This is a genomic window from Desulfomonilaceae bacterium, assembly GCA_041662605.1.
GTDB lineage: Bacteria > Desulfobacterota > Desulfomonilia > Desulfomonilales > Desulfomonilaceae > CAJBEZ01.
Genome location: JBAZSD010000006.1, coordinates 81,923 through 96,030, shown reverse-complemented (window position 1 = coordinate 96,030; position 14,108 = coordinate 81,923). Strand labels below are relative to the sequence as shown.

Sequence of the window (14,108 nt, the reverse complement as noted above, 5' to 3'; positions counted from 1 at the left end):
GGATCAGTGTCCAAAATTGCAAAAAGGGTGTTGGATTGTAAACGGGTCAATGGTTCCATATTCAGGAACCCGGCTTCATAGCTGGTTCGAGGGGAGGCGCGACCGTGGAAAGAAATAAAGATAATTGGCTGGACAAATACGCCGTCACGTGTCGAGTTTTTAAGGGCCGTTGGTCGATCCGTCACTGTATAAGGATTTATTCCGAGATCAAGGACCTTAAGATTGAGATGGCACAGAGGGCTAGAGGCGGGGCGCAGCATTATGAATCCGCATATAATCCCTGTGAGCATTGTCGCTCATTTGCCCGAACATTGAAGGCGTTGACGTTAAGAGGCGACACTCCTGAATTGGTTGCGAGCGAATCAGGTGAAAACCAGACATGGGCCGCATGCGGATAGGGCTTGTTGGAACCCCATTTTACGAAATGAGTCGATCCGCCAATTTCAGTTAGGTTGTCTCAATTGACAACCTGTAATCTAATAATCAATAACAAATAGAGAGATTGAATACGGGGGGATAACGCAGGAAAATCGCGAAAGCGAATTTTCTTATTTCCAAAGATTATGGCGTTCAAATATGAAAAAAGAAGAACTGGATTTTGAACAAGGTCCTATCAGACCACCGAGTGAAGCAGGAAGTTTGCTTTTGCGGGTAACCAGAAATTGCCCCTGGAATAGATGCGCCTTTTGCTCCACATACAAAGGGAAGAAATTTTCCCGCAGACCCGTAGCTGACGTGTTGAAGGACATCGATGCGGTAGCCGAAATATGCCGTGATATCAAGGAAGTTTCGTGGAAAATGGGGGAATCCGGTGAATTCACCAACAAAGTGATTTCTTCGGTATTCAAGGACTCAAGGCTTCCCGATTCATTTCGATCCGTAGCCTACTGGATCGCTTCAGGAGGTGAAACGATTTTTCTTCAGGACGCGAATTCCTTGATGCTGTCCACAGATTCCCTGATTGAGATTCTCAATCATATCCGTAGTCGTTTTCCCCATGTTTTAAGAGTTACTTCCTATGCACGCGCATCCACTCTAAAGTCAAAAACGGTCGATGAATACATCAGACTCAGAGAATGTGGCCTATCCAGACTTCATGTAGGTATGGAGTCTGGTTCGGACAAAGTTCTTAATTTAATAGAAAAGGGATGCAAATCGGAACAGTTACTGGAAGGTGGAAAAAGAGCAGTTCAGGCAGGAATATCTCTTAGTTTGTACGTGATACCTGGGATCGGAGGGATTGAATTTTCAGAAGACCATACCCGAGAAACGGCTCGTGTAATAAACGGGGTCAACCCAGCTTATGTGAGATTTAGATCCCTGTATGTTCGTTACAATACTCCTCTTGCAGAAATGGTAGATCAGGGGAAATTTGTCCCACCGGATGAAGATCACATAGTCATGGAAATTAGAGATATAATAGACAGGTTGGAGAATGTTACGACCACCATTGTCAGCGATCATGTTCTGAATTTACTGGAGGAAGTCGAGGGCAAACTGCCCGAAGACAAACCTAAGATCCTCGCTGCAATTGACAGGTATCTCAATCTTTCGGATAAAGATCGTCTGATGTTCCAGTTAGGCCGTAGAGGCGGGGCTTTCAGGACTATTGATGATCTTTATGAGCCTGGTGTCAGATCTCGCCTGGAAGCGGCAAAACTTCAAATCGAAAATGAACTACCAGGTGGGATACCGGAGTACATACAGGCCATTAAAAGACGCTTCGTGTGAGTTTCTGAATATTAAAGGGCAGTTAACTCGGCCGCAAATCAACACAAGTCCCGTTACTGTCTACATATGTTGATGTACTACTAAGTAGCGACGAATGCGTTTTGGAGAGAATTAAAGAACAACCGGATTGATTTTAACACCAATCCGGTTGTTTAGTTTCTATCAGGGCAGACAAGAATTAGGCCTATTTCGAAGCTGTAGTGTTTGCTGCCGGTTTTTCATGTTCCTGTTTAAATTTCTTGACCGACACGTCTGATTTTAACCATTCTAAAGCTTTCTTAACTACAAGATCCTTTTCCAGGTCAGCCTTCGTCTCTTTGCCGAATCTTCCCGCTCCTGGAGGCTGCTTTTTCTCAACTTTCTTTCCGTCCTTACATTCTTCCGCCGCTATTTCTTCCTCTTCTCGTTTTTGAATCTCAGCCTTCAAATCGACATCCGGCAGGATCCCTGTCTTTTGTATATGGCGACCTTTGGGAGTGTAATAATAGGCAGTGGTGAGTCGGAGGCCCGAACCGTTGTCCAGAGGGATAATCGTCTGCACGGACGCCTTTCCAAATGACTTTGTCCCAAAAATTAGAGCGCGATCATGGTCTTGCAGACAACCAGCGACGATCTCCGAAGCGCTTGCGCTTCCTTCATTGATAAGGACGGCCAGCTTGAATTTGTAATGAGTCCCCGCTGGTGAGGCCCTGAACTCCATTCTCTGATCTTTGACACGACCATCAGTATAAACAATCAAGCCTTTGTCAATGAACAAATTGGCCACTTTAACCGCTTGGTCCAGAAGACCCCCTGGATCATTCCTAAGGTCAAGGATCATACCCTTCATGGGGGGGTCATCTTTCTTGCCTTTTTTGTCCGCTGATTTGCTAGTGTCATTATTTTCGAGGTCCTTGATAGCGGCCATTAGATCCGTATCCGTGGTTTCCTGAAAACTGACGATCTTCACATAACCGTAACCGGGTTCAAGCGCTTCCTTTTTTACCGAGTGGACGTGGATGATGTCACGCGTAATGGTGAAATCCTTAAGTTTCTTGAATCCTTCACGCATTATTGTCAAGGTCACTTTGGTACCCTTGGGACCGCGCATTTGCTGAACCGCGCTGTGGAGCGTGATGCTTTTAGTAGGTTCACCATTTATTTTGATGATCTTGTCGCCAGGTTTAATGCCCGCTTTAAAGGCTGGAGTGTCCTCGATCGGGGAAACGACCGTTAAAATCCCACCATCAAGAGTAATCTCGATTCCAAGACCACCGAACTCCCCCTTGGTTTCGACTTGAAGTTCTTTGAACATATCCTCGGTTAAATACGAGGAATGAGGATCCAGGGATTGAAGCATTCCACTAATTGCTCCCTGGATAAGCTCTTTGTCCGTGACTTCCTTGACATAGTTCTTGCGAACTATCTCCATTACCTGCCTGAATAATTTAAGCTCTTTGTAATCCGGAGAAGACTTGGAGCTTGAGTCGGCGCAAAGACCTTGATGTCCAATCGAGATGAACACCAGGCAAAGAAGTAAACTAAAACTGAATCTAAACGGTTTCCGTATCAACATTGGAAGACCTCACGGAGTAAATCTGAAAAATTTCTAAAAAACGACTCCATCTTATAATCCTAAAATGATACCATAATCCTAACAGATCATAAAGACTTTATAATGAGACTTAAGGAACCCAAGTATGGAGAACCGGTTGTACAAGGTTGATTCAAGGATGACGCCGCCGATAATCTTGGCGATGCTATTCGCAACGGCGTTGATCATTCTGAGTGTCGTCAAGACTTACAGCTTTCTTTTTCTAATCGTACTCACGCCATTTATGTATTTAGGTTTAGAGATACTGGCCCGAAGAGTAGTCCTCGATTCAAGTGGAATTACGATTAACAAATTTCTAAGGTCGAAAAAACTGGACTGGAAAGATATTCAAAACGTCGACGCCGTAAGATCAGGAGGAAAAACATTTTTGATCATTCAAACAGAAAGTTCTCGACCTGTTCTGATCACAAATACAATTTCCGGTTTCCCTGATCTGGTCAACAGCATAATTGAAAGGATTCCCGCTGGCAAGGTGTCGGAAGCAGCACGGGAAATTTCCGGATCAACTCAGAAAAAACTTTGGCCGATAGTTCAGGCTTGGTTGGTGTGTCTCATCTTTCTCGTCGTAATGGTCGGGAAATTTCTCGAATAGTGACCTTAATGTTGTTTCAAGGCTCAAACTTTGTCAAATGTATTTAGATCAATCTCTAATAGCATGAAAAGTCTCAGAATTTCTCATCTCCTGAGAATCCCAGTTAGCGCTGTCCAAGAGATGTGGCTTTTGTTGAAAGAAACCATCGAAGCGTGGATCCACGATAACGCAATTCGAATGGCCGCCGCCTTGGCGTTTTACACAATATTTTCCCTCGGACCGGCTCTCCTGATAGCCTTGTCGGTAGCCGAAACAATTGTTGACGCCGCCGCGGCGCGGCTTGAACTTACCAACATTATCGAACGATTCATTACCCCCGTGGATACCGCCTATGTGTTTTCTCTGCTCGAATCGGCTAAAGGAAAGATATCCGGGACAGGTTTTCCGGCTTTAAGTGTAATCACCGCAATGTTTGCTGCTACCGGTGTGTTTACAGAGCTTCAAAGCGGCTTGAACACTATCTGGAATGTCAGATCTCAGAGAGGATCAAGTATTCTCAGATACATAGAAACGAGGGCAATATCGTTTCTAATAGTGCTTGGAATAGGTATCCTGCTCCTGGTCTCCCTTGCTTCGACAACACTCCTGTCTGCTGTGGAGACAATAATTTCAGAAACTTTTCCTATTCTTGCGAACCATCTATACAAAATAAATTCCCTCATATCTCTTGCATTAATCCCTATCCTTATTGCCTCGGCATACAAATTTATTCCCGCGACAAAAGTGGCGTGGGGGGATATCTGGCTAGGGTGTATAGTGGCTTCCCTGTTACTGTCTCTGGGCAAGACCGTCATCACCGTTTACCTGAATTTGACCAGGATCAGCTCCCTGTACGGCGCCGCAGGATCACTTGTTATGCTCCTTGTATGGGTATACTACTCCGCTCAAGTTTTTTTCTTTGGAGCGGAAATGACTAGAGTCTACGCGCTGCGTCACGGATCGTTGAAAAAGGAAATCTCACAGCCCATAAATCCTGCAAGTTGATTTGACATATCTTGGGTGTCTTGAAAAATCTTGACACGATTGGGTTCAAGGGATATTTTCCGCTTCAAATTTTCTAGGTGGCAGTAAAAACGAGGTTCGGAGTAATTGATAAAGATTACGCCTTTGGCAAGCGGGAGTTCCGGGAATTCATTTTTGATTCGCAACGGTCAAGGATCAATGCTGATTGACGCGGGTCTATCCGGAAAACAACTTGTTGAGCGACTGAACGACGCCGGAGTTGATCCGTGCTCTTTGAAAGGAATACTGGTCTCTCACGCTCATATGGATCATATCAAAGGTGTCGGAGTCCTATCTCGTAAATTTAAACTTCCTGTCTTCATTAATGAAAAGACATTTAACGCCGCAGAGAAAACCCTCGGTAAATTATGCAGGAGAGAATCGTTTCAAACGGGTCGGGCCTTTGAATTTGGCGGCTTCAAGATTCATCCTTTCTCTGTGCCACACGATTGCGCTGACCCCGTAGGTTTTAGAATTTCAAACGGGACCGCAAGTGTCGGAATAGCTACGGATTTAGGGGTAGTCACGGGCCTTGTCAGGACCCTGTTGACAGGTTTGACGGCCGTAATCCTAGAGAGCAATCATGACCCCGCAATGCTAAGAGACGGCCCTTATCCGTGGGAACTCAAACAGCGGGTTAGAAGCAGGTTGGGTCATCTTTCAAATGAACAGAGCGCAACCCTTTTGGAACGAATCGTGAGCGATGAACTTAGAATTGTAATCCTCGCCCATATGTCAGAGACCAACAACACGGAAGAACTCGCTAAAGAATGCGCCCGGGAAAGTTTGCGGGCCTTCATAGCTCAAAGGGGGTCAATAATCCTCGCGACCCAACATCACGTGGGCCCCACCGTTGAATTGTAGGGTTCTGGTTTCAAAATCATATCTAAAGACGGCGCCCTATCTCTGAAAAGAGATTTTAGTTTCTTCCGCAAAAATATCATTGCACAATGAACAGAGAAATGATCTTGGAGATTCTGGATTATCTTCGGAATATTCTGTTAATGTTTAGCTTCAATCTGTAGGGAGGATGACACATATGGGTTTTGTGAATAAATCGCTGGAAGGTTCTGTAGCGAAATTAACCCTGACTCGAGGTAAAGTAAACGCTATAAACGAACTCGTCGCTGAAGAGCTACGCGACAATTTTAAGGATATTCTCAACGACCATGCTATCAAAGCCGTTTTGATAACAGGGGGTAGTGGGTTCTTCTCGTTCGGGTTGGATATCCCGGAGTTCCTCAACTATTCAAAGGAAGACTTCACCCGTTTTGTGGAAAAATTCGCCGAGTTGTACACCTATATTTTCACGTTTCCCAAACCAGTTATAGGCGCGTTGAACGGGCACACGATAGCGGGAGGCTTTATGTTGGCAACGGCTTGTGATTACAGAGTAATGGTTACCGGGAAAGCCAGAATGAGTTTGAATGAGATAACATTTGGATCGTCATTGTTCCCAGGGAGCGCCGAAATGCTCAGATATCTGGTGGGAGATCGAAAAGCAGAAATAATAGCTACTACTGGTGACATGTACTCCGCTGAACAGGCCAGAGAAATCGGTCTTATCGACGAAGTGGCTACGGAAGATTCTCTCAATGACCACGTCATGAAGGCTGCGGTTGGCTATGTGTCCCGTTACGGCCCAGCTTTTGAGAGTATCAAGAAGCTGCTCAGGTCTGACACGGCCGACTTGATGAGGGAAAAGGATTACAAATATCGGTCCGAAATGATCGACATCTGGTATTCTGAGGAAACCTGGGCGCGGCTCCAGAGGATTAAAATTAGAGGTTAGATTGTATCAGTGAATTGTGAGCCTAGAAACAACCACGCAATAACAATGATTCGAAGATTGAAACATGCGGATTTTGATTTTGAGGAAGAAAAAGAGAGGCAAGATAGGTTTGAAGCTACACTGGAGGCGGCTGGCGGATTTGAACCGCCGAATAACGGTTTTGCAGACCGTCGCCTTACCACTTGGCTAAGCCGCCTCTCTTAAAAAATTAATTTTAATATGAAATAGGCGAACTCGTCAATAGATTCAAAGGTCGAAAATTAAAAAAGCCCCCTCATCATTTGATCCGTTTAATGTTCTGCTGAAATTATGCTATAATGTAGCCTGAAACTCGTGAATAGTATTACGTAAACGAACACTGGAAACTGATTCAGCATGAAAAAGACACTTGTCACCCTAGCCCTGACGCTTTCAATTTTTATCCCTCCAGCGCACGTTGTTTCGTTGGACGATGAAGTTGACTGCTGCATAAAATCGTGTTCTTGAGTCAAGAAAAAGCCGCAATGTATTCAAACGAACAGGTCCGATTGTTTAAGACAGCGCGGTGAGGTAGTCGTTGACTGCCTGGCATGTGATGACTGAGAATCAAGGCCACGGTTCAGGAACACCCTGACGTAGACCCGCAATTCAAGCATTTGTAACAAGATCCGTTGCGAACCATTATAGCTCCGCAATCAGGACAAGCCGGAGCGTCGGATTGCGTGGTAAAGGGTAGTTTCATCCTTTTTGCGTCGTTTATCAAACGATCCTGTTCCAAATTGTCTTCAAGATTCGCGAGATTTGGTGAAATTTCGGAATTGGTGGCTATGAGACCGGCAGCCTGTTGGGATTGCTCATCCAGGAAACTTGTTCCCAGATATCTGAAGATGTAGTCTGTAAGCGATTTAGCAATTGGGACGTTGGGGTTACTGGTGAAACCTGACGGCTCAAATCTCACATGACTGAATTTATTTACTAAGTCTTCTAAGGGCACGCCATATTGTAAGGCTATTGACGTTAGAGTAGCGACTGTATCCATAAGACCGGAGATAGTGCTTCCTTCTTTGGACATTCGTATGAATATTTCGCCTACCTTTCCGTCATTATAAAAACCTGTGTGAATGTAACCCTTGTGTCCAGCTATCTCGAATTTGTGCCTTACACTCTCACAATCCACAGGCAATCGGCGTCTCACCGGTCGAGAATGGGTTCGAATGGCGTGACTCGATCCAGCTTGCAAAGGCTGTGCGGACTTGCACCCGTCACGATAAACCGTTATTGATTTGAGCCCTATTTTCCACGAAAACCTGAATATTTCTTCAATTTCCTCTATTGTACATTCATTGGGCAGGTTAACAGTTTTAGAAATGGCGCCTGAAATGAACGGCTGAACCGCTGCCATCATCCGGATATGTCCCTCTGCGGAAATAACGCGTTCTCCATCAGGAGATTTGAAAGCGCAATCAAAGATCTGTAGATGTTCTGGGGCTATTTCTTCACAGCGTTCGATTGATCCTGTTTCCTGAATGGTCTCCATCATTTCCTGAATTTGCAAAGGCTCATATCCCAAACGTTGTAAGGCTCTCTGCGCCTTCTTATTGACTATTGTTAGGCTTCCGCCACCAGAAAGCGATTTTCGTTTGATCAGAGCGAGTTCAGGTTCGATACCGGTGGTGTCGCAGTCCATCATGAACGCAACAGTACCGGTGGGAGCGATAGCCGTAACCTGGGAGTTGGCGAATCCGCCCTTTTTTGATTTTTCAACAACTAGATCCCAAGTCTCACGCGCCAGTTCCATGACCTCCTTAGGCGCTAGATTGTTATCGATCTCCTGTGAGCTTTTCTTGTACTTTTTCAGTGTCTGTACCATAGCCGAGCGATTTCGTTCAAATTCTCTAAAGGGTCTTCGGATCCCTGCGATCCTGGATGATTGCATGAAAGCTTCGGCAGTCATAAGCGCTGCAATTGAGCCAGCCCAAGCGCGGGCCTCTTCAGAGTCATATGGTAAAGCCAACCCCATAACCAAAGCTCCCAGATCGGCGAATCCAAGCCCAATGGCCCGCAAATTTCGAGCATTTCTGGCTATTGCTGGTGTTGGGTAGGACGATCTGTCAATGACAATGTCCTGAGCTGTGATCATTATATCTATGGTGTGGCGGAAAGCGTCCGCGTCAAAAGAGCCCGAAGCGTCCATGAATGAAGTGAGTTTTATAGAGGCCAGATTGCATGCGGAATCGTCAACGCCCATATATTCCGAACATGGATTTGACGCAGAAATTGGTCCTGTTTCAGGGCAGGTGTTGAAATTGTTGATAGTTGTATGAAACTGCAATCCTGGGTCCCCACATGCATGAGCCGCTGCGGCTATTTCCCTCATCAGATCACGGGCCCGATAGGTATTGGCGGTTTTTCCGCTTAGCACAAATTTTGTGCTCCATTCGGCATCTCTGGCGTCTGCTTCCATGAATTCATCGGTGACTCTGACCGAGTGATTTGAATTTTGAAACGCTACGCTAGAATACGCTTCCCCTTCAAAAGAACTGTCATAGCCACAATCAATGAGAGCTTGGGCCTTCTTTTCTTCTAGGGCTTTTGAACGAATGAATTGAAGAATATCCGGATGATCAGCGCTGAGGATGACCATCTTAGCGGCGCGACGAGTTTTACCGCCGGATTTTATGACTCCAGCGGAAGCGTCGGCCGCCTTCATGAAAGATACCGGACCGGAAGCAGTACCGCCCCCCTTAAGTGGTTCTCTCGCTGACCGGAGTTTCGAAATGTTTACCCCCGAACCTGAGCCCCCCTTAAATATGACACCTTCCTGAGTATACCAATGGAGGATGGATTCCATAGTATCTTCAACTCCCAGAATAAAACAGGCGGAACACTGTGGCGCAACTTCGATGCCTACGTTGAACCATACCGGGCTATTAAAAGCAGCACGCTGGCTGATTAGTATCATTATCAACTCGTCTCGAAACACCCGGGCGTCACGTTCCGATGCGAAATAACCCTGATCCGCGCCCCAATTAGCAATTGTGTTTGCTACCCTGAAAACAAGCTCCTTGACACTTTTCTCTCTTTCCTGAGTTCCTAGCTGTCCCCTGAAATACTTGGAAGCTACTACGATGACAGCCATGTCGGACCAGAATGATGGAGCTTCAACATCATTCTGCTCAAAAATGGTATCCCCTTTGTCGTTTTGAATAACGACGGATCTTTTCTTCCAATCAACAAGGTCAAACGGCTCTCTGTCTTCTGACGAATAAACTCGTTCAAACATGAGACCTTGTGACGATAGCCCTGCAACAGTGAACAGGTTGTCACTACTGGAAATTTTTGATGAGGAGGCCTGATCAGTCATTTTGTCTCCACAATTAGTAAAAACCACACTACCAATTATAAGTCATTTAATTAGCTTTGGCAATATAACATATTGTAAAGCTTGATTAATTTATTCTGATGACCATCGGAATGATTCCTGGATTTCCTTTACCGATGTCTCAGGAGGAAAACCGCCCCGAAAAAGTTGGTCCACACTGGTAACAACCCGTTCCCCTGACCGACCCTCGGAGATTATGAGAACGTCGCGTGATTGTTGTCGCGCAAATTCCTGTATGTACTGCAAGCATGTTCCACAGGGGAGCAGGGGAGCATATAGATCTGAAACGACCGCCACAGCTAGAAACTCTTTGTGACCGTGAATAAGAGCGTGATTAATTGCGTTCCGTTCAGCGCACACACCCAACACTGGTATGAGGCATTCCGTATTACAACCCTCGAATATTGCCCCTCCCCTGGTGAGGACAGCAGCTCCGACCCTGAACCGACTCAAGGGAACGGAAGCATGATCTCGGACCAGTTTCGCAACGTCTAGCAATTTATCAATGTCCCACTGGGCGATACCCGATGACAACGTCACGTTAGAACTCATCCCAATCCGCTTGCAAAGTCTTAACCATGATTATTAGGTCATGATAAGCGCCATCACGGTCTTTGACATAGTCTTTTAATCTGGCCTGTTCAAAGAAGTCCAATTTGAGAGCAGCTTTGATTGCGGGTTCCTGCACTCCCGCGACGAATTCAGCCGCCAATTTCTCTATGCCCATGTCCATCGCGAGTTTCACGGCATTCTGTAACAGCTTGGGACCCAAGGCCTGACGGCGATAAAACGGATCTACCATCACTCTGACATGAGCGATATGTCGCAAACATTCAGCGATGGGTCTATGCAACTGAATATTTGCTATTATTGCCCCGCTCTCGGTGTTAACCGCCACTAGAGGCACAACCTTGCCATAATCAAGATTGCGAATCCATTCGGCTGTCGCGTTGGTTTCAGCCGTGTCGTCGTGTAAGAACCATCTCTCCTGGTCCGGTATACGAGCAAGAAAATCCTTTAGAAGTTGTTCGTCAGAAGACTTGAGGCAGCGCAACATGATTGAGGCGCCATCCTTTGTTTCCATACGTTCTGCGTATTCTTCGAGCATTTCCGTTCTCCTTGAAGACAGATCTGTCGATTATTTAAAATACTTATCAGAGGCCGGGTTCAATCGCAACGATGTATAGAAAACAGGGTGACATCTGTCATTACGTCTGATAATTGGTTATTAGAAATTGACATATAGAGAATATATCTAAGAATAATAGAACCTTGGAGGTTACACGATGGACGAAAAGGAAAAGATAATTTTAGACGCTATGAAGAACGCTGGTAAACCAGTCCGCCCCGGTGACTTAGCCGAAGCCGCCGGTATGGATTCCAAAGATGTATCAAAGATGATTGATTCATTGAAAAAGAAGGGACTGGTGATTTCGCCGAAGCGGTGCTATTACTCTCCGGCCGAAGTTTAGTTGGCCAATTACGGAATGTTGTCAAATGTGGAGAGATTTCGATCAGGAGCTTGTGCGTGCAATTACCGGTGTGAATGGTGATTGGGGGTGGATCGATTGTCTGAAATAGTTGACTCGAAATTTACCTTGCCCTCGAATCCCAGGCGGATTCATCTTATGGGGGCTTGCGGAGTCGGTATGGCCGGTGTCGCTGGTCTTTTTTTGTCCACAGGAGCCACAGTCACTGGCTCAGATCAGTCTGTATATGCTCCTGTGAGCGAATATTTGGCCAGGTTGGGAGTTAAAACTCAAGAAGGATATTCGCCATTGAACTTGAGTCCCCACCCTGATCTAGTGGTAATAGGCAATGTGATACGTAAAGAGAACCCTGAAGCCAGAGCAGTTGTCAGTGAGGGCATTCCATTTACGTCGATGCCAGGGGCCATAGAGGAATATTTCCTTCGTGGCAAACTTTCGTTGGTGGTAGCTGGTTCACATGGAAAAACCACGTTGAGTTCCATGATCGCGTGGATATTATATGATCAGGGAGTTGATCCTGGCTTCATGATAGGAGGTTTACCCTCGAACTTCAATGAAAGTTCCCGTTTCGGGTACGGCAAAATGTTTGTGCTTGAAGGGGATGAATACGATTCCGCGTTTTTTGACAAGCGCCCCAAATTTCTTCACTACCGGCCGTTTGTAGGAATTTTCACATCCTGTGAATTCGACCACGCGGACATTTATCGTGATTTGGGACAAATTCGACAGGCGTTTGAAAGCTTCTTAAACCTGGTTCCTGAAGAAGGGGCCATAATAGCCTGCAACGATGATCCAGTAGTCCGTGAAATCATTATGGGAAACCATTTCAGAGCTGAAACATACGGATTCCGTTCCGATTCATCCTGGAATCTGTCGGAAGTTAAAGACACGGGGGAAGGCATCAGCGTCGAATTTCTACGCTATGGCGCTAGCGTAGCGTCCGGTATATTGCCTGTCGTAGGCCGGCACAACGCCCTGAATGCGCTGGCGGCAGTAGCCTGTACCGAAAAAGTTGGAGTTGAGCCTAGTAAGGCATTTGAATCATTGACACATTTTAAAGGAGTGCTGCGGCGTCAGCAAATTACCCCTGTTTGTTCAGGGATACTTCTGGTTGATGATTTTGCGCATCATCCATCGGAAGTGCGAGAGACTCTCGCAGGTTTTCGTCTCAGGTTTCCAGACAGAAGGATAGTGGCCGTTTTTGAACCTAGAACAAACACAAGTCGCAGATCTATATTTCAGGATAATTACCTTGAGGCTTTTCTTCTGGCGGATCTATCAGTCTTGAGGGAACCTCCGGATCCATGGAAAGCCCCTGACGGTGATTTGTTCAGTTCGAGTTTGCTAAGCAATGAACTTGAAATTAGGGGAAAACGGGCCAGAGCCTTTTTGGAGACTGACTCGATCATCGATTTTCTAACAAGTGAACTCAGACCAAGAGACGTTGTAGTGGTTATGTCCAACGGCAGTTTTGAAAACCTGATTCCGAGGTTGTCCAAAAAAATGGAGGATCTGGGCCGATGAAAGAAGCTGCTTTTTACGAAAAGATCGACTTGAACGCTGTACGGTGCAGACTGTGCCGGCAAAACTGTAAAATCGAAGATGGTTGCAGAGGTTTTTGCGGAGTTCGTGAAAATAAGGAGGGAATCCTCTATACGCTGGTATATGACAAAATAGTCTCAACGAATGTTGATCCTATCGAGAAGAAGCCTCTTTTTCATGTTGTCCCTGGGACCAAGTCTTTTTCGATAGCTACCATGGGCTGCAACTTCAGATGTACTTTTTGTCAGAATTTTTCCATATCCCAACCTCCTCACGAGAATGGAACCATTTCCGGAGCGAGTTACCTCCCGAGCGAACTGGTATCCATGGCGGTCGACTCAGGTTGCGAGAGTATTGCGTACACTTACACGGAACCGACAGTCTACTATGAATTGGCGCGTGATACGATGACCCTGGCAAAGAAAGCCGGTCTTTTGAATGTGTTTGTAACGAATGGGTATATGAGTCGGAAGATGTTGGATGACGCTCGAGGCCTTATTGACGCTGCAAATGTTGATCTGAAGGCCTTTGACGACAAGTTCTACACGCAGTACTGTCAGGCGCGACTCAAGGGAGTTCTGGATTCTCTGAAGTATATAAAACAAATGGGTGTTTGGCTTGAGGTAACCACTTTACTGATCCCAGGGTTAAATGACGATGACTCTCAAGTCAGAAATTTAGCTCGCTTTATCAAAAGTGAGTTAGGCCGCGAAACCCCCTGGCACGTAAGTAGATTCTTTCCTCGTTACAAGGAACTCGGACTTCCCCCTACAGACGCGTCGGTTCTCAGGCGGGTGCGTCAAATGGGGATCGATGAAGGTCTCTACTATGTATATACTGGGAATTTGCCCTGGGAGTCTGGAGAGAAAACCTATTGTCCAGGCTGTTCCTATGCGTTGATTGATAGGGTAGGGTACACCATAGAAAAATACGCTATCAAGGAAGGTCGGTGTCCCAAATGTGGATATCAGGTTGAAGGACTTGGGGTCTAATCTGAATCCGCC

General features: G+C 45.9%; 13 protein-coding genes and 1 tRNA gene. 9 read left to right on the top strand and 5 right to left on the bottom strand.

Features of this window, described 5'->3' with window-relative positions:
* Nucleotides 1-104: 104 nt before the first annotated feature.
* Both WC647_07025 and WC647_07020 read left to right on the top strand, forming a co-directional pair.
* The gene (locus tag WC647_07025) at nucleotides 105-398 is read left to right on the top strand and encodes a hypothetical protein (GenBank protein ID MFA6222050.1); all 294 of its coding nucleotides are present in this window, start codon (nucleotides 105-107) and stop codon (nucleotides 396-398) included.
* Between the two features lie 178 nt (nucleotides 399-576).
* Nucleotides 577-1,731, top strand: a complete 1,155-nt coding sequence (locus WC647_07020; GenBank protein ID MFA6222049.1) for a radical SAM protein — start codon at nucleotides 577-579, stop codon at nucleotides 1,729-1,731.
* Between the two features lie 184 nt (nucleotides 1,732-1,915).
* On the opposite strand, the gene WC647_07015 is transcribed toward WC647_07020, so the two are convergent.
* Nucleotides 1,916-3,286 carry a S41 family peptidase gene (locus WC647_07015; GenBank protein ID MFA6222048.1) on the bottom strand — a complete coding sequence of 457 codons (1,371 nt, stop codon included), beginning with the start codon at nucleotides 3,284-3,286 and terminating at the stop codon, nucleotides 1,916-1,918.
* 124 nt (nucleotides 3,287-3,410) lie between these two features.
* On the opposite strand from WC647_07015, the gene WC647_07010 reads away from it, so the two are divergent.
* The 4 genes from WC647_07010 (at nucleotide 3,411) to WC647_06995 (ending at nucleotide 6,711) form a co-directional block, all read left to right on the top strand.
* Complete coding sequence (locus WC647_07010) at nucleotides 3,411-3,917, top strand: hypothetical protein (protein ID MFA6222047.1); 507 nt, start codon at nucleotides 3,411-3,413, stop codon at nucleotides 3,915-3,917.
* Between the two features lie 129 nt (nucleotides 3,918-4,046).
* Complete coding sequence (locus WC647_07005) at nucleotides 4,047-4,901, top strand: YihY/virulence factor BrkB family protein (GenBank protein ID MFA6222046.1); 855 nt, start codon at nucleotides 4,047-4,049, stop codon at nucleotides 4,899-4,901.
* Between the two features lie 105 nt (nucleotides 4,902-5,006).
* Nucleotides 5,007-5,783, top strand: a complete 777-nt coding sequence (locus WC647_07000; GenBank protein MFA6222045.1) for an MBL fold metallo-hydrolase — start codon at nucleotides 5,007-5,009, stop codon at nucleotides 5,781-5,783.
* A gap of 175 nt (nucleotides 5,784-5,958) precedes the next feature.
* Nucleotides 5,959-6,711: an enoyl-CoA hydratase/isomerase family protein gene (locus WC647_06995; protein ID MFA6222044.1), complete on the top strand. Its 753-nt coding sequence runs from the start codon at nucleotides 5,959-5,961 to the stop codon at nucleotides 6,709-6,711.
* A 121-nt stretch (nucleotides 6,712-6,832) separates the two neighbouring features.
* On the opposite strand, the gene WC647_06990 is transcribed toward WC647_06995, so the two are convergent.
* The 4 genes from WC647_06990 to WC647_06975 form a co-directional block, all read right to left on the bottom strand.
* Nucleotides 6,833-6,907: transfer RNA gene (locus WC647_06990), tRNA-Cys, on the bottom strand.
* Between the two features lie 402 nt (nucleotides 6,908-7,309).
* Nucleotides 7,310-10,054 carry a vitamin B12-dependent ribonucleotide reductase gene (locus WC647_06985; GenBank protein ID MFA6222043.1) on the bottom strand — a complete coding sequence of 915 codons (2,745 nt, stop codon included), beginning with the start codon at nucleotides 10,052-10,054 and terminating at the stop codon, nucleotides 7,310-7,312.
* Nucleotides 10,055-10,144: 90 nt separating this feature from the next.
* Entirely contained in the window at nucleotides 10,145-10,624 is a 480-nt protein-coding gene (locus WC647_06980; protein MFA6222042.1) for a cytidine deaminase, read from the bottom strand.
* Nucleotides 10,614-11,180 carry a GNAT family protein gene (locus tag WC647_06975; GenBank protein ID MFA6222041.1) on the bottom strand — a complete coding sequence of 189 codons (567 nt, stop codon included), beginning with the start codon at nucleotides 11,178-11,180 and terminating at the stop codon, nucleotides 10,614-10,616. The genes WC647_06980 and WC647_06975 overlap by 11 nt, the downstream gene beginning before the upstream one ends.
* A gap of 178 nt (nucleotides 11,181-11,358) precedes the next feature.
* Between WC647_06975 and WC647_06970 the strand changes: the two genes are divergently transcribed.
* The 3 genes from WC647_06970 to amrS all read left to right on the top strand — a co-directional run bounded on the left by WC647_06970 (nucleotide 11,359) and on the right by amrS (nucleotide 14,096).
* Nucleotides 11,359-11,544 carry a MarR family transcriptional regulator gene (locus WC647_06970; protein ID MFA6222040.1) on the top strand — a complete coding sequence of 62 codons (186 nt, stop codon included), beginning with the start codon at nucleotides 11,359-11,361 and terminating at the stop codon, nucleotides 11,542-11,544.
* Nucleotides 11,545-11,640: 96 nt separating this feature from the next.
* Nucleotides 11,641-13,086, top strand: a complete 1,446-nt coding sequence (locus WC647_06965) for a Mur ligase family protein (protein MFA6222039.1) — start codon at nucleotides 11,641-11,643, stop codon at nucleotides 13,084-13,086.
* Entirely contained in the window at nucleotides 13,083-14,096 is a 1,014-nt protein-coding gene (gene amrS / locus WC647_06960; protein MFA6222038.1) for an AmmeMemoRadiSam system radical SAM enzyme, read from the top strand. Before WC647_06965 ends, amrS begins: the two co-directional genes overlap by 4 nt.
* Nucleotides 14,097-14,108 lie beyond the last annotated feature (12 nt).

Excerpts from the sequence above, each read along its gene's own strand:
- WC647_07020 (MFA6222049.1), top strand. The coding sequence starts at position 577 with ATGAAAAAAGAAGAACTGGATTTTGAACAAGGTCCTATCAGACCACCG.
- WC647_07015 (MFA6222048.1), bottom strand. The coding sequence starts at position 3,286 with ATGTTGATACGGAAACCGTTTAGATTCAGTTTTAGTTTACTTCTTTGC.
- WC647_07010 (MFA6222047.1), top strand. The coding sequence starts at position 3,411 with ATGGAGAACCGGTTGTACAAGGTTGATTCAAGGATGACGCCGCCGATA.
- WC647_06995 (MFA6222044.1), top strand. The coding sequence starts at position 5,959 with ATGGGTTTTGTGAATAAATCGCTGGAAGGTTCTGTAGCGAAATTAACC.
- WC647_06985 (MFA6222043.1), bottom strand. The coding sequence starts at position 10,054 with ATGACTGATCAGGCCTCCTCATCAAAAATTTCCAGTAGTGACAACCTG.
- WC647_06980 (MFA6222042.1), bottom strand. The coding sequence starts at position 10,624 with ATGAGTTCTAACGTGACGTTGTCATCGGGTATCGCCCAGTGGGACATT.
- WC647_06975 (MFA6222041.1), bottom strand. The coding sequence starts at position 11,180 with ATGCTCGAAGAATACGCAGAACGTATGGAAACAAAGGATGGCGCCTCA.
- WC647_06970 (MFA6222040.1), top strand. The coding sequence starts at position 11,359 with ATGGACGAAAAGGAAAAGATAATTTTAGACGCTATGAAGAACGCTGGT.
- amrS (MFA6222038.1), top strand. The coding sequence starts at position 13,083 with ATGAAAGAAGCTGCTTTTTACGAAAAGATCGACTTGAACGCTGTACGG.